This window comes from Runella sp. R5_40 (assembly GCF_057652295.1).
Window position 1 is genome coordinate 234,477 of record NZ_JBYFCH010000008.1, and the last position, 23,447, is coordinate 257,923.

Consider the following 23,447-nt stretch of genomic DNA (forward strand, 5'->3'; position numbering starts at 1 on the left):
CCCCAAGTTAGGCAAAAACCTCAAAAGGTTATTTCCCTTTTTTCTTCATTTTCATTTGAAGAGGCAAACAATTTTGTTTGTCGCAACTACAATCGTTGTGCGTAGTTTGGATGGTGACGTCGTAGAAAAGCCCGCAACGATTAAAAATTCTAACGGTATAGTATTGGTTAACATTGGATAGCGCGCCTATAATTCCGTCAGTAGGAAGCGGTTGCGCCGTTTCGTACGTCGCTCCTCCTCGGTAGGATGTTCCTAGTGAATAATCGAACCGCTCGCCGTCTTTTAGGTTTTCAATTATAATTTGCCCATCGCTCAGCACGGTATCTCCAATACAAGTGGCAGGGCGCGTAGTCAAGGTAAAAGTAGGTTGCCCGATTTTTGCTCCAACGGCTTTAGTACGAGCGCTACTCACGCAGCCTGCTACCACGAGTGAGCGCCCTTCGGCATAAAATTCGCCAAAGAAGTTAGGCTGGTAAGTAAGCGAATTGGCTTTAAGTAAGTTGCCATCTTTGTCGTACCAATCGACGGTTATGTCTGTCCCGACAGCCCCCACTAAAATGGGGAAAGGCTCGCCTTCGCAAATCGTAAAGCTGGATGGCACTACCGAAACGGTTGCAGGGTTACAGTTACAATCTACGCTTGTGATAGTGACGGTTGTATCGGTAAAGCAATTAGGTTCTCCAAAAATACGGATGGTATAGCTTTGGGACGAAACTGGATTAGGAATATTACGAACCAAAATACTATCCCTAGGGATATCAAGAGCAGTGTCAAAGGTTCTACTACCTGTATAAGAGGTGCCTACGGAGAAATCATACTTTGTTCCATTTTTGAGACGAGTCAACGCAATTTTGCCATTGTTTTGAGCGGCCGAATTGTTACAAGTCGAGCGATTGGTCGTCACCTGAAACGACGGCAATTCATTGATAAAGGCATATGAAGGTGCGCGCGAAGTTGACTTGCAGTTGGTGAGCGTATCGCGGGCTTCGGCGTAGTAAATACCAGCTTGGGTAGGTTTGAACAGAATCGAACCTCTCAACAATAGATTTCCACCCGTTGGGGCATCGTACCAATCGACGGTCACGCCTGAATCGACAAAGCCAGTGACGGTTCTGAGGGTATCGCCTTCGCAGACGGCTTGGCTTTCAGGGACAACGAACACGGGTTTAGGACATTCGCAAATGCGTGGTTCAAAAGCGACAGTGGAGTCGGTATAGCAACCCGTGCTATCAAAGAGTCTTACGGTATAAAACTCGGTGGCAGCGGGGTTTGGCAAATTGCTGAGGAACACGCCGTTGGCAGGGATGTCAGTGGCGTTGTCGTAGGTTTTGTTACCTGTATATGTTTTAGCTTTAGAGAAATCGTAACGTTTCGCGCGTTTTACATCGACGATGGTGATTTTGGCGTCAGGTCTTACGGTAGTTCCGTCGCAGCTACCTCGGGTGACGACGAGGTCGAACGACGGCAATTCATTGATAAAGGCATACGAGGGTGCGCGCGAAGTTGACTTGCAGTTGGTGAGCGTATCACGGGCTTCGGCATAGTAGATACCAGCTTGGGTAGGTTTGAACAGAATCGAACCTCTCAACAATAGATTTCCACCCGTTGGGGCATCGTACCAATCGACGGTCACGCCCGAATCGACGAAGCCAGTGACGGTTCTGAGGGTATCGCCTTCGCAGACGGCTTGGCTTTCAGGGACAACGAAAACGGGTTTAGGACATTCACAAATGCGTGGTTCAAAAGCGACGGTGGAGTCGGTATAGCAACCTGTGCTATCAAAGAGTCTTACGGTATAAAACTCGGTGGTAGTGGGGTTTGGCAAATTGCTGAGGAACACGCCGTTGGCAGGGATGTCGGTGGCGTTGTCGTAGGTTTTGTTACCTGTGTATGTTTTTGCTTTGGAGAAATCGTAACGTTTCGCGCGTTTGACATCGACGATGGTGATTTTGGCGTCAGGTCTTACGGTAGTTCCGTCGCAGCTACCTCGGGTAACGACGAGGTCGAACGAAGGTAACTCATTGATAAAGGCATACGAGGGTGCGCGCGAAGTTGACTTGCAGTTGGTGAGCGTATCACGGGCTTCGGCGTAGTAGATACCTGCTTGGGTAGGTTTGAACAGAATCGAACCTCTCAACAATAGATTTCCACCCGTTGGGGCATCGTACCAATCGACGGTCACGCCCGAATCGACGAAGCCAGTGACGGTTCTGAGGGTATCGCCTTCGCAGACGGCTTGGCTTTCAGGGACAACGAACACGGGTTTAGGACATTCGCAAATGCGTGGTTCAAAAGCGACGGTGGAGTCGGTATAGCAACCCGTGCTATCAAAGAGTCTTACGGTATAAAACTCGGTGGCAGCGGGGTTTGGCAAATTGCTGAGGAACACGCCGTTGGCAGGGATGTCGGTAGCGTTGTCGTAGGTTTTGTTACCTGTATAAGTTTTGGCTTTAGAGAAATCGTAACGTTTCGCGCGTTTTACATCGACGATGGTGATTTTGGCGTCAGGTCTTACGGTAGTTCCGTCGCAGCTACCTCGGGTGACGACGAGGTCGAACGACGGCAATTCATTGATAAAGGCATATGACGGTGCGCGCGAAGTTGACTTGCAGTTGGTGAGCGTATCACGGGCTTCAGCATAGTAAATACCTGCTTGGGTAGGTTTGAACAGAATCGAACCTCTTAACAGGAGATTTCCACCCGTTGGGGCATCGTACCAATCGACAGTCACGCCCGAATCGACGAAGCCAGTGACGGTTCTGAGGGTATCACCTTCGCAGACGGCTTGGCTTTCGGGGACAACGAAAACGGGTTTAGGACATTCACAAATGCGTGGTTCAAAAGCGATGGTCGAATCGGTATAGCAACCAGTACTATCAAAGAGTCTTACGGTATAAAACTCGGTGGTAGCGGGGTTTGGCAAATTGCTGAGGAACACGCCGTTGGTAGGTATGTCGGTAGCGTTGTCGTAGGTTTTGTTACCTGTATAAGTTTTGGCTTTAGAGAAATCGTAACGTTTCGCGCGTTTGACATCGACGATGGTGATTTTTGCGTCAGGTCTTACGGTAGTTCCGTCGCAGCTACCTCGGGTAACGACGAGGTCGAACGAAGGTGGATTGCAACCACAATCGGTGCGAGCAATGGTAACTGTTTTGTCGGTAAAGCAATTGGGTTCACCAAAAATACGAATTGTAAAGGTTTGGGAAGTGGCAGGATTGGCAATATTCTGAACAAGAACACTGTCGGCGGGGATGTCGAACGCATCATTGTACGTACGTTTTCCAACGTAAACAGAGCCTACTGAAAAATCGAAACGACTGCCATTTTTGAGATTTTTGAGTACTATTTTGGCATCATTTTGGGCAACAAAGTCTGTACAAGATGCTTTCTGTGCATCAAGGTCAAATGACGGTAATTCATTGACAAAAGCATACGATGGGGCGCGTACCAAACCTTTGCAGTTGGTGAGCGTATCGCGGGCTTCGGCATAATAAATACCTGACTGCGTAGGCTTGAAGAAAATCGAACCACGCAAGAGAAGGTTCCCGCCCGTTGGCGCATCGTACCAATCGACCGTCACGCCCGAATCGACAAAGCCTTGTACCGTTCGTAGCGTGTCACCTTCACAAACAGCCTGACTTTCGGGAACGACAAACGGCGGTTTGGGGCATTCACAAATGCGCGGCTCGAAGGCCACGGTAGAGTCGGTGTAGCAGCCTGTGCTATCGAAAACGCGGAAGCTATAAAATTCGGTGGCAGGCGGATTCGCTAGGTTTTTTAACGCAATTCCATCGGCAGGAATGTCCGTGGCATTATCATAAGTTTTATTTCCAGCATAAACCGTTCCTTTGGTATAATCGTAGCGTTTGCCATTTTTTACGTCAACGATGGTGATTTTGGCGTCGGGGCGTACATCGGTACCATCGCAAGTACCTCTGGTAACGACAAGGTCAAACGACGGCATTGGATTGATAAAAGCATACGAAGGAACTCGTCCCAAACTTTTGCAACCCGACAAGGTATCACGTGCTTCGGCGTAATAGATTCCTGCTTTGGTGGGTTTAAAGAAAATAGACCCTTTTTTGAGTAAATTACCTTGCTCGTCGTACCAATCAACCGTAATTCCTGGCTCTACAAACCCACGAATGGTGCGTAATGTATCATTTTCACAAACGCTTTGGCTTTCAGGAACAACAAACGGAGGCGTAGGGCAGATACAATCGCGGCGGGCTAAGGTCGCTACTCGGTCGGCGTAACATCCCGTCGCGTCAAAAACCCGAACGGTGTAAGTGCGCGGGGTCATTGGGTTAGACAGCGTATCTGTCAAAACCCCATCCGTAGGTATTGCCCGAGCAGTAGCAAAAGTTTGAGTTCCTGTGTAGGTGCTTCCGACCGAAAAATCATAACGGAGTCCGTTGGTAACATCCTTGATGATTAATTGTCCGTCTTTGCGAGCATCTAAGCCGTCGCATGAAGTCGAAATTGTTTGGGCCGTAAAAGAAGGAGTTGGGTGAATAATCACTTCGGCCGAGGCCCTTGAGTTGCTTAAACAGCCAGATAGTTCGGCGCGAGCTTCGGCATAGACTTTACCCGCCATAGAAGGCTTGAAGGTAAGCGTGCCAGAAGCAATTAAATTTCCTCCCGTGGGGGCATCGTACCAATCTGCTGTGACGCCCGCACTCACAAGTGCGTAAATGGTTTGAAGCGTATCTCCCTCACAAATCGTTTGGCTAATAGGTGTTACTGCAATGGCGACGGTGGGACAAGGGCAAACGGGTGATGAAACGGTAAACGTAGTGTCGCAGCTATTTTTGCTAAAAACTAACGAAGTGTTGGTTCCTACAGAAAGCTCGCTGATGGTAAAACGCCCATCGCTTACCTGTAATAACGTTCCCGAAGGACTGGCAACAGTTCCGTTTGTTTTTCCGTAAATCGTATAAACTTTCAATGATGGTGCACAAACAACCGAATCGACCGTAAAGGTAGGTTTAGGTTTAATCGTTACGGTTACGGTGTCGGTTTGTACACAGCCATCCAACGTAACCATTACTGTATATTTCCCGCTTTGTTGGGGCTGCATTCCGTTGATGGTCACTTGCGGTGACGTACCAATCGTTACGCCATTAGGGTCTTGCCAAGCATAAGAGGCATTGTTGACGGCGGTTGTGGTCAACTGTAATTGTTGCCCTTCACAGACGGGGCTATTTGAAAGGGCATTGACCGATGGGCGGGCTTTAACGGTGACTCGAATCGAGTCAGTGACGCTGCAACTGCCGAGGGTTGTTGTCATCAAATACACCCCGCTCATGTCGAGACTAGCATTGGCACGAACCACTGCCGAGTCAATCGCTAAAAATTGTTTTGGCCCCGACCAAGCAAAGGTGGTTCCTTGCGGTGCTCCCTGCACAAATAGTCGAAGGCTATCACCTTCGCAAATGGGGGAATTGCTACTGAGGGTAAAAACGGGACGTTTTTTTACCAAAACATCGATTGTATCGTAGTTGACACAGCCGTTGAGACTTACTTTGAGTAGGTACTTTCCAGCGTCAGCGAGTTGAGCAAGGGGTTGGGTAAAAGTGGTTTGGGTACTGATGACATTTCCACCCAATTTTCGCCATTCATAAGTAGCGCCGATTCCTGCATTTTGAGCCGTAAGGCGAAGGGTATCGTTTTCGCAAATAGGGCTGTTGCTGATGGCATTGGCCACAGGAAGTGGGAAAACGGTGTAGGTCAAGGTGTCGGTTTTAACGCAACCGTTAACTTTCACCGTGACTTGGTATAACCCACTTAAATTAGGGCGGGCAGGGGTAATGATTGGGTTTTGTTGAAAACTCACATACTCGTTGGGGCCAGACCACTCAAAGGTCGCGCCGATTGGTGGGGCGTTGGTAAACAACTTGATGGTATCGCTGTGGCAAATGGGGCTATTGCTGCTGATCGAAAAGGTTGGCAATGGTTTGACAAGTACATCAATGGTGTCTTTGTTTTCACAACCATTCTGACTCACCGTAAGTACGTATTTGCCCGAATCGTTTGGTTGGGCATTGGGGATATTGAATAAACGTTGGTTGCCTACAATGGTGCCAGTGGTCAGTTTTTGCCAGGCGTAGGTAGCACCCGAACCTGCATTTGCGGCGGATAAAAATAGTGTATCTCCTGCACAAATGGGAGCGTTAGAAAGGGCTTGGGTCAATGGCAAAGGCGTGACCGTAACCTGGGCAGTATCTTGCTGAACGCAGCCGTCCAAAGTTACTTTTACTCGATACGTTCCCGTTTGGCTTAGAGATGCGTGTGTTACGGAGTACAAAGAGTCAATTGAAACCACTTGGTTGGTAGGGCTAAGCCATTCGTATGTGGCACCAAGAACCGCAGGCGTTTTCAATACAAATGGACTACTTTCACAGACAATGACCCCCGTGGTGTTGGCTATTGGCAAAGGTTTAACAAGGACGGTGGTGCTATCCTGAACCGTGCAACCATTGGCCGTAACGGTCACGATGTAGTCGCCTGACATGCTAGGTTGGGCATTGGTACGCAATGGACTGCGGGTAGAAGCACTAAAACCGTTTGGCCCACTCCAGAGGTAAGTAGCATTGGCGTTTGCTGCCGTTGTTAGTTGTAAATCAGTGCCCTCACAGACAGCGCTGTTGGAACTAGCCGCTACTACAGGCAAGGCTTTGATGGTTAGTTTGATGGCCGTGCGGGTATTGCTAACACAAGTACGAACGGTAATGTCGGTACGGCGGGTTTCGGCATAAAAAGTATGCGTACCCACGGCTACTTGGGTAGGCGTGTACTGGAGCGTGCCCGTGGCTACTTTGTTGCCGCCCATCGGCGCATCGTACCAATCGACGGTTTCGTTGGCATTGACGGTGGCTTCGAGCGAAGGGTTCGTTTGTTCAAAACATACTTCTTTGTCTCCAACATTGACAGGAGCAGCCAAGTCGGGGCAAAGGCAATCAGGTTTTTTGAGAATTACCTGTGTTTTGCAACCATCTACATTGGTTACGGTAATGGTAATGTTTGGCGTTCCGAACGGACTAGCGCCAATGATTTCGTAACGGCCGTTGGTGAAATTAACGGCGGTGCCTTCGGATGAGGAGACGGTTACGCCCGAAAGCTCAGTGGTTAACCATACCACGAAGTTTGATAAATCCGTGCTGCAAACGGTGGAGTCAATCACCAGTTTTGGCAGTGCTACAATGGTGAGTGATACGGGCGTACGGGTGCTGCTCACGCAATCGTGAATGAGGTTGCGGGTTTGGGCGTAATAAATGCCTGCGTTCGTTGGGGTAAAAGTTTCACTTCCCTGAACGATGGGTGTCCCGCCCGTAGAGGTTTCGTACCAATCGACAGTTTCATTGGGGCCAACGTTGGCCGAAAGTGTCGGTATCGTTTCATTTTGGCAAATTTTCTTATTGCCTCCGCTGCTTGGAGCATTGACTACGGGGCAAGAACAATCGGGCGGTGTGATATTTTGAGACACCGAACAACCTTTGTCAGAAGTCACACTTACCGAAAGTGGATTGACCGACGGAAGTACGTTTGAAATGGTATAGGCGTTTGCTCCCGTAGGCGTAATGGTTCCCGCCGACGAAGCTAAAATTCCATCTTCAACTGTGACATCGACTCGGTATGACTTCAAATTAGGAGCACAAGAAGTGCCTACAATCGTGAGTTTTGGTTTAGGGTAAATAACGACCACCGCAGTGTCTTCGTTGGTACACGCACCTAACGTTACTTTGAGGCGATACACCCCCGCATCGGCGATTCCAACGTTGGTCAAAGCAAACGAAGAACTGCTACTTACCACCGCGCCTGCGGCATTTGTCCATTCGTACTGAGCTAGGCTTCCCGCATTGGCCGCAGTAAGCGTGATTGTTCCACCTTCACAAACAGGCAACGACGCCGACGCCACCGCAATCGGAGTTGGGTTGACGGTCACGCTGATACGGGAAGTATCACGGCAACCGCTCAAACTAGCAATGACTTCATAGATGCCCGTTGCATTTGTGGTGACGTTTTCGATTTTGGGATGTTGGTCGGGAGAAGTAAAGCTATTTGGCCCCGCCCACTCATACTTGGTCGCCGCTGGACTTGTCACCGACGTAAACTGCAGCGTTTGTCCCGAACACAGCGGGGTATTGGCTTGTACAGTTACGTTGGGCAATGGCTTTACGATTACTTCTACTGTATCGCCACTTACGCAATTATTTTTTGTGACGGTTAAAAAATACTTTCCAGCATCGGTAAGGGCTGCTTTGGCAATGCTAAATGAGGCAGAAGTACTCAGAACCGTTCCTGCTGAATTTTTCCACTGGTATTGAGCGCCCGTTCCCGCATTTTGGGCGGTAAAGTTAAGCGGGCTGTCTTCGCAAACAGGGCTGTTAGTGAGGGCATTGGCAACGGGGTTTTCGTAAATTGTCACCTCCACCGTGGTGGTGCTACTACAACCGTTACGAGTGACGGTCAAAAGGTACGTGCCGCTGTGTTGGGGTTGGGCAAGGGTGATGATTGGGTTTTGCTCGTTGGTTCGACTGAAGCCATTAGGCCCCGACCAAGCATAGGTAGCTCCTGCCCCCGCATCTGCCGCAGAAAGCATGAGGGTTTGACCAGCGCATTTTGGACTATTGGAAGTGGCTTGTGCAATGGGACGGTCTTTGATGACTGCCTCCGTGGTAGTGGTTTGGCTACAACCGTTTACGTCGGTGACTTTGACCGTATAAATACCCGATTGCGCAAGCGTTGCGGGGTCGAAAGAAAAACTCGCCGCCGTTGAAACAACGCTATTGGCCGCATTTGTCCATTGATACGCCGTACCGCCCGAAGCATTAAACGTGATTTTTTCACCAATACACACAGGCCCGCTGTTGGCGGCTGTTGGTTGGGGTTTGGGATAAACCGTAATAAGTTGGTTTTTGACCGTTTGACAACCTTTATTGCTCGTGACCGTTACGGAATAACTGGTTGAGGTGGCAGGAGAAACGGTGATAGACGAAGTAGAAGCGCCCGTATTCCAGAGGTACGTTCCACCGCCTGAGGTAGTTAGGGTTGTCGAAGCGCCTTCGCAAAGAATAGCGTCATTGTTGGCAATGCCCGAATTGTCAGTGGTAGTGATGGCAACAACAGGGTTGGGATTGACTGCCAATACCGTGGTATTGTTAGAGGCAATGGGAAGAAAACAAGCGCCACCTACGGCACGTTGAACGCTGTCGATGCGTAGCAAGGCCCCGTTCTGGCTTAATGTCAAGGTTGCCGTTTGGAATGAGGCATTGCCTTGTGCATCGGTGGTGACGGAGGCGGTTAGGTTATTGGTAGTACCAATCGAATATTTTAAATTAAAGGTAGTATTGGGACGTAATCCAGAGAAGGCAACGGTGCTTTTTTGCCCTTCGCAAACTTCGTTGGCCGACATACAGCCAAAGACCAACGGTGTTTGATCATTGCCTACCAAAATCTCTACTTTGTTGCTTTCTGCTGAAGTTGGTTGAGTACCTGTCAGCACGATGGTTCCTGAAAGTTTGAAACCCATCCCAAAGTCCACATTTCTGATGGTCCAACTGCTAAGACCTGCGCCACTAAAGTTGCCAACGGCATTCCCGTTGAGCACTACGTTGGTAAAAGCTACACTTCCTGTAGGTTCATTTTGACTACCTACTACCAGCTGCATGACGTTCATGGCACAGCTATTTTGTCCCGAACGATACGTATTTATAGCCGCCGCTACGTTGGGATACGTAAGCGTAAATGTACCTGCACTGTTGACAATGCTCGCTTTGAGTACATCGGTGGCGGGGTCATATTCAAAGGTAACGTCGTTGTTGCCCGAACGCCAGCTGGCATCCGTTTGGGTTCGGCGGGGTGGGGCGATGCCTAAATCTGGGATTCCTACGTATAACTCTTTTTCGGAGGGCAAACCAAATGAACGGTAACGTACACCTACCAAAGAAGTAAAGTTGGCAGGCGCTCCTGCCGATACGGTGGCCGTTGGTAGCGCTGCATTGATGCCTAAACTATAGGTAACAACGGGCGATTGGCAACCGTTGGCGTCGGTGACTCGGTAAGAAATCGTAGCGACACCTGTGCCAGTTGGGGTAATGTTGGCCGTACCGTTGTTATTATTGGTTAGGGTTAATAAACTAGCCCCTGATGTAACTTGCCACGTGTGTGTATAAGGAGTGGTACCTCCGTTTGGATTACCATTGAGGGTAATTGAGTTGTTGATACACAAATTACTCGGCCCAGTAATACTGGCTATCGGCGACGGATTTACCGTTAAAGAAACAGAAGTTGTATCAGAACAACCTTCGGCGGTTGTCGCAATAACGGTGTAAGTTCCTGTATTTGAGGTGGTGGCGCTGGCGATGGCTGGGTTTTGGTCAGTACTGGTAAAACCATTTGGCCCCGTCCAAGCGTAGGTAGCGTTGGCGATGGTCGGGGTCGTTGTAAAACTAACAGGTTGTCCTGCGCAAACGGGATTGGGCGCTACTGAAGCCGAAATCTCAGGTTTTGTTTTGATGGAAATAACGACATTGCCATTCATCGTGGCAGCACAAACGGGAGAGGTTGTTGAACTCGCCTCCACGGTGTAGGTCCCTGTGGGTGTTTGTGGGCCAAAATTCAGGGCAGCACCCGTACCTGAAACCGCAGTCCCCACATTTTGTCCGTTTCGTTTTAGTTGGTATAAAAAACCTGTTTCTGAACCACTCAGACCTACAGATACACCTGGACTTCCTGCACAGTAAGCACCTCCACCAGTGACGTTATAAAGTTGGGGTTGAGGGAAAACCGTTACTGTTGTGTTTTTTTGTTCAACACAACCTTCGCGGCTATCGGTTACTTTGATGCTGTATGTCGTTGTTGTTGCAGGATTTACCGTGCGTGTGGTTGCGGTACTGCCATTTTCCCACTCGTAGGTAAGTGTGCTTGCGCCACCCGTGGCACTGGCCGTAAGTGTGACAGGTTGTCCCGCACAAATGGGCGTTGGAGTGGCTGAAAGGTTGACCGTAATAGGAGGAGCAATGCGTAAATCGGCGGCGCGTTTGAGGGTACATCCTCGGCTGTCGGTGATGACCACTTCTACCAATAAATAATCGTTGGTGGTAAAAGAACGAGGATTGCCTGTTTGGCCGTCTTGCCACGTATAAGTATAACCTGTGCCGCTACCTCCTGATGCTATAACGTTGTACAACATGTATTCTCCAACGCAGACGGTATCATCGAGCGCTTGTAGTTCGCCAGAGATGGGCGGCAGTTCGTTGACCGTAATACTACCATTCATCATCACCGAACACGCTGGGTTGGCGGTTGTGCTTGCTCTTACTTGGTACGTTCCTCCAAAATAATTGCCTATTGACAAGGCTGAACCCGTTCCCATTTTCCCTTGGCCTATGTTGACGGTATTGCGAACAAGCTCGTACAACACACCCGTTTGTGAGCCGCTTAGGGTCAATGGGATGCCGTTCACTCCCGCACAAATGGTCAAATCACTTGGCGCGGTTAAGGTAAAAAGTTGAGGTTTAGGAATGACTGTTATTGTGACGGTATCGCGGTCTGTACAGCCATTGGCATCGCTTAGGCTGACAATGTAGCTTGTGGTAGTCGTAGGGCTAACGGTTTTCGCTGCTCCTGTTCCCAAACCATTGTCCCAACTATACGTATAAGGTGTTGTTCCGCCTACCGTCGTGGCATTCAAGGTGACAGCTGTTCCTTCGCAAATAGTTTGGTCAGCACCAGCATTTACATCAGGCGTGGGGTTCACTTTGACCAAAGTAGTGGTGGTATTTTGGCAATTATTGGCATTATATACGCGAAGCGTGTAGGTACCTGCCTGTGCCAATTGAACATTTGACAGGGTAAACTGCTGGGCAGTAGCCACAATAGCTCCACTGGCGTTTTTCCACTCGTAATTTACGCCTGCTCCTGCGTTTGCCGCCGACAAAATAACGCTACCGCCTACACAAGCAGGGGAGGTGTTGGAAGCTGATGCGGTAAGCTGCGCTGCTTGACCCACCACAACGTCGGAGGTAGTGGTAGTACAGCCGTTGGTATCGGTAACACGCACGCGGTAAGTGCCTGCGGTAAGGCCAGAAAATTGATTGCTGGTTTGGGTCGTGCCAAAAGACGTACAGTTACTTCCGCTACAAAGGGCATACACCAAGCCGCCCGTTCCGCCACTGGCGGTTAGGCTAATTTTTCCATCATTTCCCCCAAAACAGGTTGCAATGGTAGGTGTAGCCGTGGCCGAAATGGCCGTAGGTTGGGTAATGGTATAACTTGCTGAAACCTTACAGTTGTCATTATCAGTGACTGTCACAGTATATGTTCCTGCGGTAAGATTAGCAACGTCTTCTGTGGTTGCAATGATTGTTCCTCCGCTATTTTTCCATTCATAACTTTTAATGGAGGTAACACTCGTGGCGGTGATATCCACTTTCCCATTAGCGCCACCGTTGCAGGTGACGTGGGTGAGGTTGGCAGTAATGCTTATCTGGATGGGCTGGGTAATGGTAGCTGTGGCGGTGGTCGTACAGCCTTTACCATCGGTGACAGTAACGGTATAGTTTCCAGCGGGCCGTCCTACAATGCTACTGCCTCCCGTGCTGCCATCTGACCAAGTATAAGAATAAGGGGATGTTCCACCGTTGACATCGACGGTAATGGCACCGTCTGTCCCGTCAAAACAACTCACGTTCTTGACCGTCACAGACGCGGTCATGGGATTGGGTTGATTGACGTTGATATTTTTGGTGGTCGTGCAGCCGTTCCCGTCTTTTACCGTGACATTATAGGTGCCAGCGGCAACGGCATTGAAAACGTTTTGGCTTTGAAAAGCACCATTGTTGAGTTGGTACTGTAACGGGGATGCACCTGTGGCCGTTACGGTGATGGTTCCGTTGGCTTGACCAAAACAAATGGCGTCTGTTTTGGTCAGACTGGTAATGTTTGGAAGGGCATTTACCGTAATTTTGATGTCGTCGGTGGCTGTACAGCCTTTGGTATCGGTGACTGTGACAGTATAGATAGTCGTTGAACTTGGCGAAACGGTTTGGCTGGCGCTGTTGTTCGCGCCATTGCTCCAACTGTAACTGTAATTGGGGGTTCCTCCGCTGGCTGCGGCTGTGATTGTAGCCGAGCCGCCCGCGCAAATGGCTTGGTCAACCCCCAAGTTGACGGAAGGTTTGGGGTTGATAACAACCGAAAAGGTTTGTGCTTGACTTGTACAGCCATTGGCCGATCCTGTAACGGTAAACGTACCCGTAATGGGGGAGTTAGTGGCATTGGTAGCCGTAAATACGGGAACTTGACCCGTACCACTGCCAGAACTCAGCCCGATGGCGGTGTTGTTGAGTTGCCAACTGAAGGTAGAGGCTGGGGTCGAAGTAAAATCTGTTAAATCAACAGAAGTGCCAGCACAGTATTGAAGCGGTGTTCCTGAAGCCGTAGGTAATGTTATTTTCGGGATAGCATATACCGTAAGCGCAACTGGGTTGGAGGCGATGCGGCAATACCCAATGCTAATATTACCTTGTTCTGCGGCGAGTAGTCGATATTTTGTTCCAGCAGGTGCCGAAGAAACGGAGGTATTGAGCGAAGTAGCTCCCGCAATATCCGTCCAAGTGCTTCCATTGTCGCTGCTTTGTTGCCACTGAAATTGTGGATTGTTATAGCCTGGTGAAATAGAGCCACTTAGGCTTACATTGCCACCTTCACAGATACTAGGCACATTGGCCGATACAGAAATAGTGGGGCCACAAGGACGGAACGTAATGTCATCAAGAAGTAGGTCGTTTCCACATCCACCTGCGGCATTGTTAATGATTTTTAAAACAACCTGGGTTTGGCTGGCAGGGGTTGTAAAAACAAACCCGTACTGTTTCCAAGTGAGTGAGGAAGATTCTGGGATATTTCCTGTGCTATAAGAGCCGAGAAGTGTACCCGAAAGAGACTCGATGCGGAAGGTAAGATTGGGGTCTATTCCGCCACCACTACAGGCGGTTGGTCTAAGTAAGTTGGCAATCCAGCCCGCAAATTCGTAAGTAGTGTTTCCACAAAGTCCACTGATGGTTTGGCGGTAAAACTCGCCGATTGTGTAAGACGCATTGTAAATAGCCATCCGACCGTTGACGTCACCAGGGGTGTGGTCTTCGGCTACATCAAACCAAGAATTGCTAAAACAAGAAAAAGTACTGTTCGTGACGGTGTAGTTGCCGTCATTAGGGCATGAGTTGGTTTGCTGAGTATAAGTGGTACTAGCTCCTGTGGCCGAAGTTGGCAAGGTGGTATAGCCTGTTCCTGTGCCAAACGTGATGTTTACCACTGGGTCACCAAGACTTCCTGTGCAAGTTTGGGCAAAACTGTAGCGTATCGAGCCCAATAACAAGGCCGAAAGAACAAAAAATGCCGTTACTAACGTTTTGATTCTATGAAACATTCACACGAGTTGACTAAGCCTATCTCAGACTTAGCCAAAATCGTGCCATTTAGTAGAGTACTCCATTATGATTCCCAAATTATACTTTCTTTGGTTTCGTACCAAGGCTCCATCATTGGGGCATAATTTTTTTCAATAACGTTTCTTTTTGTCTTCATTGTGGGAGTAAGCATGTTATTATCGACCGTCCAAGTGCCCTTTATGATGACTATTTTTTGCACTCTTTCGTATGTTTTTAGGCGAGGATTTAGGTCAGAAAGGGTTGAATGTAGGCTTTGATTAATGGTATCTTTGTCAAATTTTTGGGCCATTTCTGATAAAACAACGAGGGCAATGGGCTGCGGTAAGTTTTGTCCTACAACACAAATTTGCTCAATCATTTTGTTGTCGGCAAAGCCAAATTCTATCTGTGAAGGTGCTACATATTCTCCCTTCGACGTTTTATACATTTCTTTGACCCGACCCGTAATTTTGAGGTATCCATCTTCATCGACTTCGCCCACATCGCCCGTATGAATCCATCCTTCTGAGTCAATGGTGTCGGCCGTGAGGGACGGTTCACGGTAATAACCCAGCATATTCCAAGGCGAACGAGTTAGAATTTCGCCCGTACCTTCGGCAATGACGACCTCCATGCCTGGGTAAATTTTTCCTACACTCCCATCTTTGGGGGTGTCGTGGGGCATCATGCACACCGCCCCTAAGTTTTCGGTCATCCCGTAGGCTTCCTGAATGGTAATTCCCAACCGCCTGAACCAACGAATCAAGGAAATCGGCATCGGTGCCGCGCCCGTAAGCACCAACTGAGCTTCATTGAGCCCAAGCCCTTTCCTAATTTTTTTCTTGACAATACCACTCAATACTGGGATTTTGAGCAACATATCTAGTTTTTTCTGCGGCATTTTGGCCAAAATACCCAACTGAAATTTGGTCCAAATACGGGGTACAGCCAAAAAATGGGTTGGGCTCGCCGCTGCTAAGTTTTTGGCAAAAGTATCAAGTGATTCGGCAAAATAAACCGTTCCGCCCGTACCCAAACTTGTCGCTTCTATAATGTTTCGCTCTGCAATGTGACACAAAGGTAAATAGGAAAAAAAACGAGGATTAGGTACATCGTACCGAAGAATGTCCTTAGTTCGGCCAACGGCCTCTGATACCGCTCGGTGCGTCACCATCACTCCTTTGGGGTTTCCTGTAGTCCCCGAAGTATAAATGATTGAAAACAAGTCATCAGGTTGAGGCGTGGGATTGTCGGAAATAGGGGCGTGGTTGGCCAAAATGTCATTCCACTGAATGTGTTCAGCGTCAGGATTATAAGTGGGAAACGATATACATTTAATAGCGGAAGAAACCCCTTTTTTCATTCCTGACCAATCGTCGAGCTTACCCACAAACAAAACCGAACAACCACTGTGGGTGAGCACTTGCTGAAGCTGGTCGGCGGTAAGGGTGGCATAAAAAGGGACCGAAACGTGGCCTGCCACCATAATCGCTAAATCGGCAATAATCCATTCGGCACAGTTTTTGGAAACCAGCCCGATGTTGCTTTGGGGCGGTAGGTTGAGCGAGCGCAAGTAGGCCGAAACCCGCCGTACTTGATCCCCGACTTCTTTCCAAGTATAATCTCTGAAACTATCCCCAAAGGGCTGACGAAGATAGACCTGATGAGGCCGTTCTTTTTCCCAATGGTATAAATTGTCAACAAAGGTAGTTCCTTGCGTAGGCGAATTGGTGGCTTTCATCGTGGGTCAATTGATTTAGGTGTTTTAACAAAAATAGTATTATATTGTTAAAAAATTGATTTGTATTGATAAAAATCGTTTTTCTAAAAATGAAAACCTGGGGAAAATACATTGGCTTGGTTGTTATTTTGGCGGTATTGCTGTTAGTAGGTATTGGCTACCAAAGCGACAAATCACCCGAGGAACTCAGGCAGAAATACGGTCAAGCACCTTCGGATTTTATTCAGGTTGATGGAATGAAAGTGCATTATCGACGCGAAGGAAAGCGGTTGGGCAATGAAGTGCCTTTGGTATTGATGCACGGCACTGGGGCATCGCTGCATACGTGGGATGGCTGGGTAAATCAACTTGCAAGTGATTTTGAAATCATCCGATTGGACTTACCTGCCTACGGCCTAACAGGGCCAGAGCCTCGTCACGATTATTCAATGGAGGCTTATGTCGAATTTTTAGGCCATTTTTTGGATAAAGTCGGCGTTTCAGAATGTTATCTCGCTGGAAATTCGTTGGGAGGGGCTGTTGCTTGGGAGTTTGCGTTAAAACATCCGCAGCGGGTAAAAAAAATGATATTGCTTGATGCCGCAGGTTACCCACTAGTGTCGAAGAGTGTCCCCATTGCATTTAGAATGGCCCGAAACCCGATTGCCAAACATTTGATAAAATACGTTACTCCTCGGATAGTAGCCGAAAGCAGTGTAAAAAATGTCTATTTTGACGATACCAAAGTGACAGCAAGCTTGGTAGAGCGGTATTGGCTACTGACTTTGAGGGAAGGAAATCGCGAAGCGTTTGTGAAACGCCTCAATGCACCCACTACCCAGCGCCGTACTTGGAAAGATATTCATCAATTGTCGATGCCTGTGATGATTCAATGGGGGCGGCACGACGAACTTATTCCGCTGGCTATTGCCGAACGCTTTCACAACGACTTGCCCAATGACACACTTATAGTATATCAAAATGCGGGGCACGTACCTATGGAAGAAATTCCCGTACCTACGGCCAAAGATGCACGAGAATTTCTTCGTAAAAAGAACTAAGGCTTGATCAATACTTTTCCCCAACGCCCGTGCGCTTCGGCGTGGGTAACGGCTTTGGCCACCTCGTCCAATGAATAAGTGGCTTCAATCGGCATCTGCACTTTTCCCGTGGCAAGCAACTCAATCACTTCTCCAGCAACGCGGTGGCGAGTGGTAGCGTCGGTGCGCTTCATCCAGTCGGTCAGCCAAAAACCTTTGACCACAAGCTCGCGGAAAATCATCAGCCCAAAATTGATGCTAGGGTCTTGCAAACTCATCAACCCATATACCAGCATCACACCCCCTCGGCCCATACATTTGAGGGCTTCGCTGGCGGTATGCCCACCGACGCACTCCAATACGGCGCGTACACCTTCGTGGTTGGTGATTTGCTGGACTTTTTTCGGAACGTTTTCTTCTTCAGTATTGATAATTTCGTTGAGGCCAAGGGCTTTTAGTTCTTCGTTGAGCTCATTGCGGCGTACCGTTCCGATGGTTTTGATGCCTCTCATTTTACAAATTTGAATCACCATTTTGCCCAATGCAGAAGCACAGGCCGTAATCATGAGCCATTCGCCCGCTTTTACGCCCGATTCTTCCACCATCGCAACGGCCGTGAATGGGTTAACAAAAAGTTGGGCGGCCACCTCGTCCGACATGGCCTCGGGTACGGGAATGAGGGTGCGGTAGTTGGTTAAAACGTACTCGCTCCACGCGCCAATCGCCGTAAAACTCACGCGCGTACCAGTGCTAAGTTTCACATTGGCTCCTGCTTGTTCAATCACCCCAACTCCCTCAAATCCTGCGCCTGAGGGTAACTGAGGACGAATACCGTATAGGTTTTGGACAAACATAATATCGGAAGGGTTGATGGGGCTTGCCAATACCCGAATCAGTACCTCGTCGGGGCCAGGAGTGAGTGGTTGCACTTCTTCAACGTGAAGAATGTCGGCAGGTTTTCCAAAATGTTGGAATACGACTCGTTTCATAAGAGTTTTTAGGTTAATGGGTACGGAATAAAATCTAATTTTACGGTTCAATATTCGTCAATTTATTTTTATGAAGCTACTCTATACCATTTGGTGTGTTTTTTGGCTTATGCTGATTTTCTTGTTGCTGTTTCCTTTGATGTTTATTTGTCTTCAACGGGAAGCGTGGAAACCGTACGCCCATTGGTTAAACCGATTGTGGGGTAAACTGTTTTTTCCCTTGGCGGGGATTAAAATTGAAGTAGAGTATCAATTTCGTCCCGACCCTGCGCAAGCATACGTGTTTTGCGCCAATCACTTTTCATACCTTGACATTGCGGTTATGGGGGTGATTCTTGAGAACTACTTTGCTTTCGTCGGCAAACATGGGGTTAAAAATATTCCGTTGTTTGGCTATATGTTTCAAAAACTTCACATCCAGGTCAACCGCGAAAACAGCCAAAGCCGCGTAGGGTCATTAAGTCGGGCTCTAAAAACATTGGCCAAGGGGAGAAGCATTGTGATTTATCCTGAAGGAGGAATAAAAACAAAAAAGCCACCTCAAATGCACTCGTTTGTGGACGGGGCATTTAAGATGGCCATTCAGCAGCAAGTGCCAGTAGTACCTGTCACCTTGCTGACCAACTATAAAATCTTGCCTGATGAGACACCCATTCGGCTATCTCGTTATCCAATGAAAGCCATTGTACACGAGCCACTCGTGACAGTTGGGTTGGGACAAGAAGACGTTGTGACGCTCAAAAACAATTGCTTTGAGGTCATTGATAGAGCCTTACGTGGCGCTCACAAACTATAAAAAAAGCAATCAACCGAAGCTTTAGGCGACCGATTGATTGCTCTTATAATTTTGTGAATACGCCAGAATATTGGAAACAACGCTGTTTGAGGGCGTTCGCTCAATTTTGTTCATCAGACTTTTCATCTCAAGGGCATCGAGATAAAATTCTAATAACTCTTGATCCCCGATAAGGGCATCTTCTATGAGCACATTTTCGTCTTCGGTGGTTTCTTCGTAAACATACCGAATTACATCATCTGGGGTAAACAGTTGTATCATATATAGGAACGCGGTTGCTGAGTTGCTTTCGCAAATTAATCAGCGCGTAACGCATTCTCCCCAAAGCCGTGTTGATACTCACTCCTGTGGCATCGGCAATTTCCTGAAAACTCATGTCTTCGTAATGGCGCATAATAAGCACCTGACGCTGAGGATCGGGTAACCGTTGAATCAGTTCGCGGAGGTGTTCATGTGTTTCTTGACGAATTTGGAGCGACTCGATTGAGTCTTCCGAAAAGTCTAAGGTATTGAACACACTGCTTCCATCTTCAAACACTACTTCCGGGTAACGTTTATCACGCCGAAAATGGTCAATAGCCAAATTGTGAGCAATTCTCAATATCCACGGCAAAAACTTGCCCTCATCGTTATACTTACCAGATTTGATGGTATCCACAGCTTTAACGAAGCTATCTTGCATCAAATCTTCAGCTACGTACTGATCTTTAACAATCAAATAAATAGTGGTGTAAATCTTTGACTTGTGACGCTGAACAAGTTTTTCGAAGGCTTTCTCGCTGCCTTGGATGTACAATGAAACAAGCTCACTGTCGCTAACTTGGTACTTTTCCATTTTTTTATGTACAATTAGTTAACGTAAAGCGTTGTTTCGATAGTATGTCCCCCTTTTAATTTTAATGAAGAAATTTATTTTGCGTCTTATTCTTGTGCCAAAGATAAATGATAAAAAAAATATTGTGCAAGCGTTTGCCAAATTTTTTTTAAAGTGTAATCGTAACACCAAATTAAATTTCGACTATTCAGAAGAAGTCAGAATAAATGTCGGTATTACACTAATCAAAGAAAAAATAGGATAGGTGTTTAAATTTTAATTTTTTTAATCTTTAAACACCGTATTTCTTCTAAGTAACAGCAACTGGTTTTTAGACTAAGCTACCCAGCGTGTTAATTCAGCCAAGGTAACTCTGCCTTCATAAATTGCTTTGCCGACAATCACGCCAAAAAGATTCATTTCGGCCAAACGCTCAATGTCACCAATGTTGCTTACACCGCCGCTGGCAATGATATTCAGCTCGGGGCAATGCTCTTGAAGGTTTTTGTACAAATCAAAGGAGGGGCCTTGAAGTAACCCATCTTTGGCGACGTCGGTACTGATGGTGTACTTGGCTCCTTTTTCTACCCATTGTTGCACAAAATCATATACCCACAAACCTGTGCCTTCTTCCCAACCGCTCACGGCTACGCGTTCGTTGCGGGCATCAGCGCCCAAAATCATTTTGTCGCCGCCGTGTTGGTTAAGCCACGTTTCAAATAAGTCGGGATTTTTTACGGCAATGCTACCGCCTGTTACCTGTTTTGCTCCCGAATCGAAAACAATGCGTAGGTCGTCGTCAGACTGTACCCCGCCGCCGAAGTCGATGTGAAGCTGAGTTTGGGTGGCGATTCGCTCCAATACTTTCCAGTTGACGACTTTTTTTGCTTTGGCGCCGTCCAAGTCCACCAAGTGGAGGCGAGTCAAGCCTGCATCTTCAAACTCTTTGGCAACTTCGAGCGGGTTTTCGTTGTAAATGGTTTTTTGACCGTAATCGCCTTGCGTGAGGCGGACGCACTTGCCTTCAATGAGGTCAATGGCAGGAATGATATGGAACATAAAGACTTAGTCAATAAATATACCTTCGGAGGTTCAGGACGAAGGTTAGAGGTGAGTTTTTGCGGTAAAATTAAGGAGTGTAAGTGGGTTTAACAATACTGAGTACCTTTGTAGGAACTTTTCACTAGATTTTGAGCATTGAAAAGTGGTAATCGGTGCTGAACAGCATGACAAAATAGAAATGTTATACCCGCAAGATTTAGAACAAAAATTAGGTTTTGACCGTATCCGTGAGCACTTGAGAGAGCTTTGCTTGAGCCCGCTTGGGCAAGCATTTGTGCAGAAGATTCGCTTTTCGGACAATTTTGCCGTCATTGATAAACTCACTCGCCAAACCGCCGAAATGAAGGCGATTATGGAAGAAACCTCGGGAGAGTTTCCTGCCCAAAATTATTTGGACGTGACGTCTGCCCTCGAAAAAATTCGCATCGAAGGCATGTTGCTCTCGTTGGAGGAGTTTTATGACCTGAAACTATCGCTTCGTACGATTCGTCAGGTGCTGAAATTTTTGGCCGACCAAGAGGATGACCGCTTTCCGTTTTTACGGGAGTTGGCAGGGAATGTGAAGGTAGAGAAATCGGTCAGTGATTCTATCGACCGCATTATTGATGACCGTGGTTTGGTACGCGACAACGCTTCGCCTGAGTTGGCGGACATTCGGCGACGGCTAATTTCTGAGGCGGCGACGGTGCGTAAAAAATTGGAATCTATCCTAAAACACGCCAAAAATAGTGGCTGGGTCAACGATGACGTGTCGTTTACGGTGCGTAACGGCCGCATGGTGATTCCGATTTCGGCCGAGCACAAGCGCAAATTAAAAGGGTTTGTTCACGACGAATCAGCGACGGGACAAACGCTCTTCATGGAGCCTGCCGAAGTACTGGATGCCAATAACGAGATTCGTGAGCTGGAATACGCCGAACGCCGCGAAGTGAATCGTATTTTGATTCAGTTGGCCAACCAAATTCGTCCGCACTTGAGCGATTTGCAGCGGGCGTATCAGTTTTTGGGGATGGTTGATTTTATCCGTGCCAAGGCTAAACTAGCGTCATTGTTGGATGCTTCGCAGCCTACGTTTGTGAATCAGCCCATGATTGATTGGCGGCAAGCGCGGCATCCGCTGTTGTATTTGTCTTTCCAACAGCAAGGTCGAAAGGTGGTGCCGTTGACCATTCAATTGTCGCAACAGCAACGGATTTTGGTCGTTTCGGGTCCCAACGCAGGTGGAAAATCGGTTTCACTCAAGACCATTGGCTTAGTACAATATATGTTTCAATGTGGGCTGTTGGTGCCCATGCGAGAAGATTCCAAAATAGGGCTTTTTCAAAACTTGTTTATTGATATTGGTGATGAGCAAAGCCTTGATAATGACTTGAGTACGTACAGTAGCCACCTCACCAACATGAAGTACTTCTTGAACTTTAGTCAGAAGAAAACCTTGTTTTTGATTGACGAATTTGGAACGGGAACCGAGCCAAGTTTGGGTGGAGCAATTGCCGAAGCGATTTTAGAAGATTTGACCAAATCGGGCGCGTACGGAGTCATTAATACCCACTATACCAACCTCAAAACCTACGCCGATAAAACGCAGGGGTTGGTCAATGGTGCGATGCGCTATGATGGGGAGCATTTGGAACCACTTTATGAACTCGAAATTGGGAAACCAGGAAGTTCGTTTGCGTTTGAAATTGCCTCAAAAATTGGATTACCCAAGGCTGTCGTGCAGCGGGCAAAAGGGAAGTTAGGTTCTCAACAGGTTAACTTTGAGAAGTTGATAAAAGAATTGGAAATTGAGAAAAAGGTCTTTTCGGAGAAAAATATTGAGGTAGGTATTAAGGAGCGAAAATTGGCCCAGCAATTGGTCGAAACGACGGCATTGCAATTGCGCTTAGACAATGACCAAAAGAAAATTCTGAACGACGCCAAGCAAAAAGCGAAGCAATTGTTGGCCGATACGAATCAGCGTATTGAGAATACCATTCGGGAAATCAAAGAGAAAAAAGCCGAGCGCGAACCTACCAAGCAAGTCCGCCAAGAATTGGAGAAATTTGAGGAAAAAGAACTCGTGCTTCAGCCCGTAAATGAACCTGAAAAGGAGGAGTTTTTGCCCGAAAAAGGAGAAATTGCTGTTGGTAGCTTTGTTCGAATCAAAGGCCAAACGACGGTAGGAGAGGTGTTGGTGATGAAAGGAAAAGATGCCGAAATTCGGATTGGTGACCTAAAATCAAACGTAAAATTAAACCGTTTGGAAAAGGTGTCAAAGAAGGCATTTAAGGAAGCTACGGGCGAAAAAAGCGCGGGAATCCGCCTCGGAGGAATTGATATGAACGAGAAAATGCTCAATTTTAGTTTTAACCTTGATATTCGAGGAAAACGGGGCGAAGAGGCGATGATTGAGCTTGATGAACTTATCAACAACGCCATTATGCTGGGCTACGACGAATTGCGAATTGTGCACGGCAAAGGCGATGGTATTTTGCGGCAATTGGTTCGGAATCACCTCAAAACGTTTAAGCAAGTAGGAAAAATGACCGACGAACACCCCGACCGTGGCGGAGCAGGAGTGACGATTGTTCAGATGAAATAATATGACA

At 47.6% G+C, this 23,447-nt stretch carries 9 protein-coding genes; 3 read left to right on the plus strand and 6 right to left on the minus strand.

Going from position 1 to position 23,447, the window contains the following annotated elements; translation table 11 throughout:
* Positions 1 to 28: 28 nt before the first annotated feature.
* Positions 29 to 14,434, minus strand: a complete 14,406-nt coding sequence (locus AC23N5_RS16675; protein ID WP_487756447.1) for an Ig-like domain-containing protein — start codon at positions 14,432 to 14,434, stop codon at positions 29 to 31.
* Positions 14,435 to 14,499: 65 nt separating this feature from the next.
* A complete protein-coding gene (locus tag AC23N5_RS16680) occupies positions 14,500 to 16,176 on the minus strand; it encodes an AMP-binding protein (RefSeq protein ID WP_487756448.1) in 1,677 nt (558 codons plus the stop codon).
* Positions 16,177 to 16,265: 89 nt separating this feature from the next.
* Between AC23N5_RS16680 and AC23N5_RS16685 the strand changes: the two genes are divergently transcribed.
* The gene (locus AC23N5_RS16685) at positions 16,266 to 17,216 is read left to right on the plus strand and encodes an alpha/beta fold hydrolase (RefSeq protein ID WP_487756449.1); all 951 of its coding nucleotides are present in this window, start codon (positions 16,266 to 16,268) and stop codon (positions 17,214 to 17,216) included.
* Here the strand turns inward: AC23N5_RS16685 and AC23N5_RS16690 are convergent.
* Entirely contained in the window at positions 17,213 to 18,184 is a 972-nt protein-coding gene (locus AC23N5_RS16690; protein ID WP_487756450.1) for a zinc-dependent alcohol dehydrogenase family protein, read from the minus strand. The two genes, AC23N5_RS16685 and AC23N5_RS16690, sit on opposite strands and share 4 nt — an antisense overlap.
* Positions 18,185 to 18,254: 70 nt before the next feature.
* Between AC23N5_RS16690 and AC23N5_RS16695 the strand changes: the two genes are divergently transcribed.
* Positions 18,255 to 18,980 (plus strand): lysophospholipid acyltransferase family protein, encoded by a 726-nt coding sequence (locus tag AC23N5_RS16695; protein ID WP_487756451.1) that lies wholly within the window; start codon positions 18,255 to 18,257, stop codon positions 18,978 to 18,980.
* Between the two features lie 21 nt (positions 18,981 to 19,001).
* Here the strand turns inward: AC23N5_RS16695 and AC23N5_RS16700 are convergent, their stop codons facing one another.
* The 3 genes from AC23N5_RS16700 to hisA all read right to left on the minus strand — a co-directional run bounded on the left by AC23N5_RS16700 (position 19,002) and on the right by hisA (position 20,853).
* The gene (locus AC23N5_RS16700; protein ID WP_028525763.1) at positions 19,002 to 19,241 is read right to left on the minus strand and encodes a hypothetical protein; all 240 of its coding nucleotides are present in this window, start codon (positions 19,239 to 19,241) and stop codon (positions 19,002 to 19,004) included.
* The gene (locus AC23N5_RS16705; protein WP_028525764.1) at positions 19,216 to 19,815 is read right to left on the minus strand and encodes an RNA polymerase sigma factor; all 600 of its coding nucleotides are present in this window, start codon (positions 19,813 to 19,815) and stop codon (positions 19,216 to 19,218) included. The genes AC23N5_RS16700 and AC23N5_RS16705 overlap by 26 nt, the downstream gene beginning before the upstream one ends.
* 315 nt (positions 19,816 to 20,130) lie before the next feature.
* Positions 20,131 to 20,853, minus strand: coding sequence for a 1-(5-phosphoribosyl)-5-[(5-phosphoribosylamino)methylideneamino]imidazole-4-carboxamide isomerase (hisA, locus tag AC23N5_RS16710; RefSeq protein WP_487756452.1), 723 nt, complete (start codon positions 20,851 to 20,853; stop codon positions 20,131 to 20,133).
* Between the two features lie 181 nt (positions 20,854 to 21,034).
* On the opposite strand from hisA, the gene AC23N5_RS16715 reads away from it, so the two are divergent.
* Positions 21,035 to 23,440 (plus strand): endonuclease MutS2, encoded by a 2,406-nt coding sequence (locus tag AC23N5_RS16715; protein WP_487756453.1) that lies wholly within the window; start codon positions 21,035 to 21,037, stop codon positions 23,438 to 23,440.
* Positions 23,441 to 23,447 lie beyond the last annotated feature (7 nt).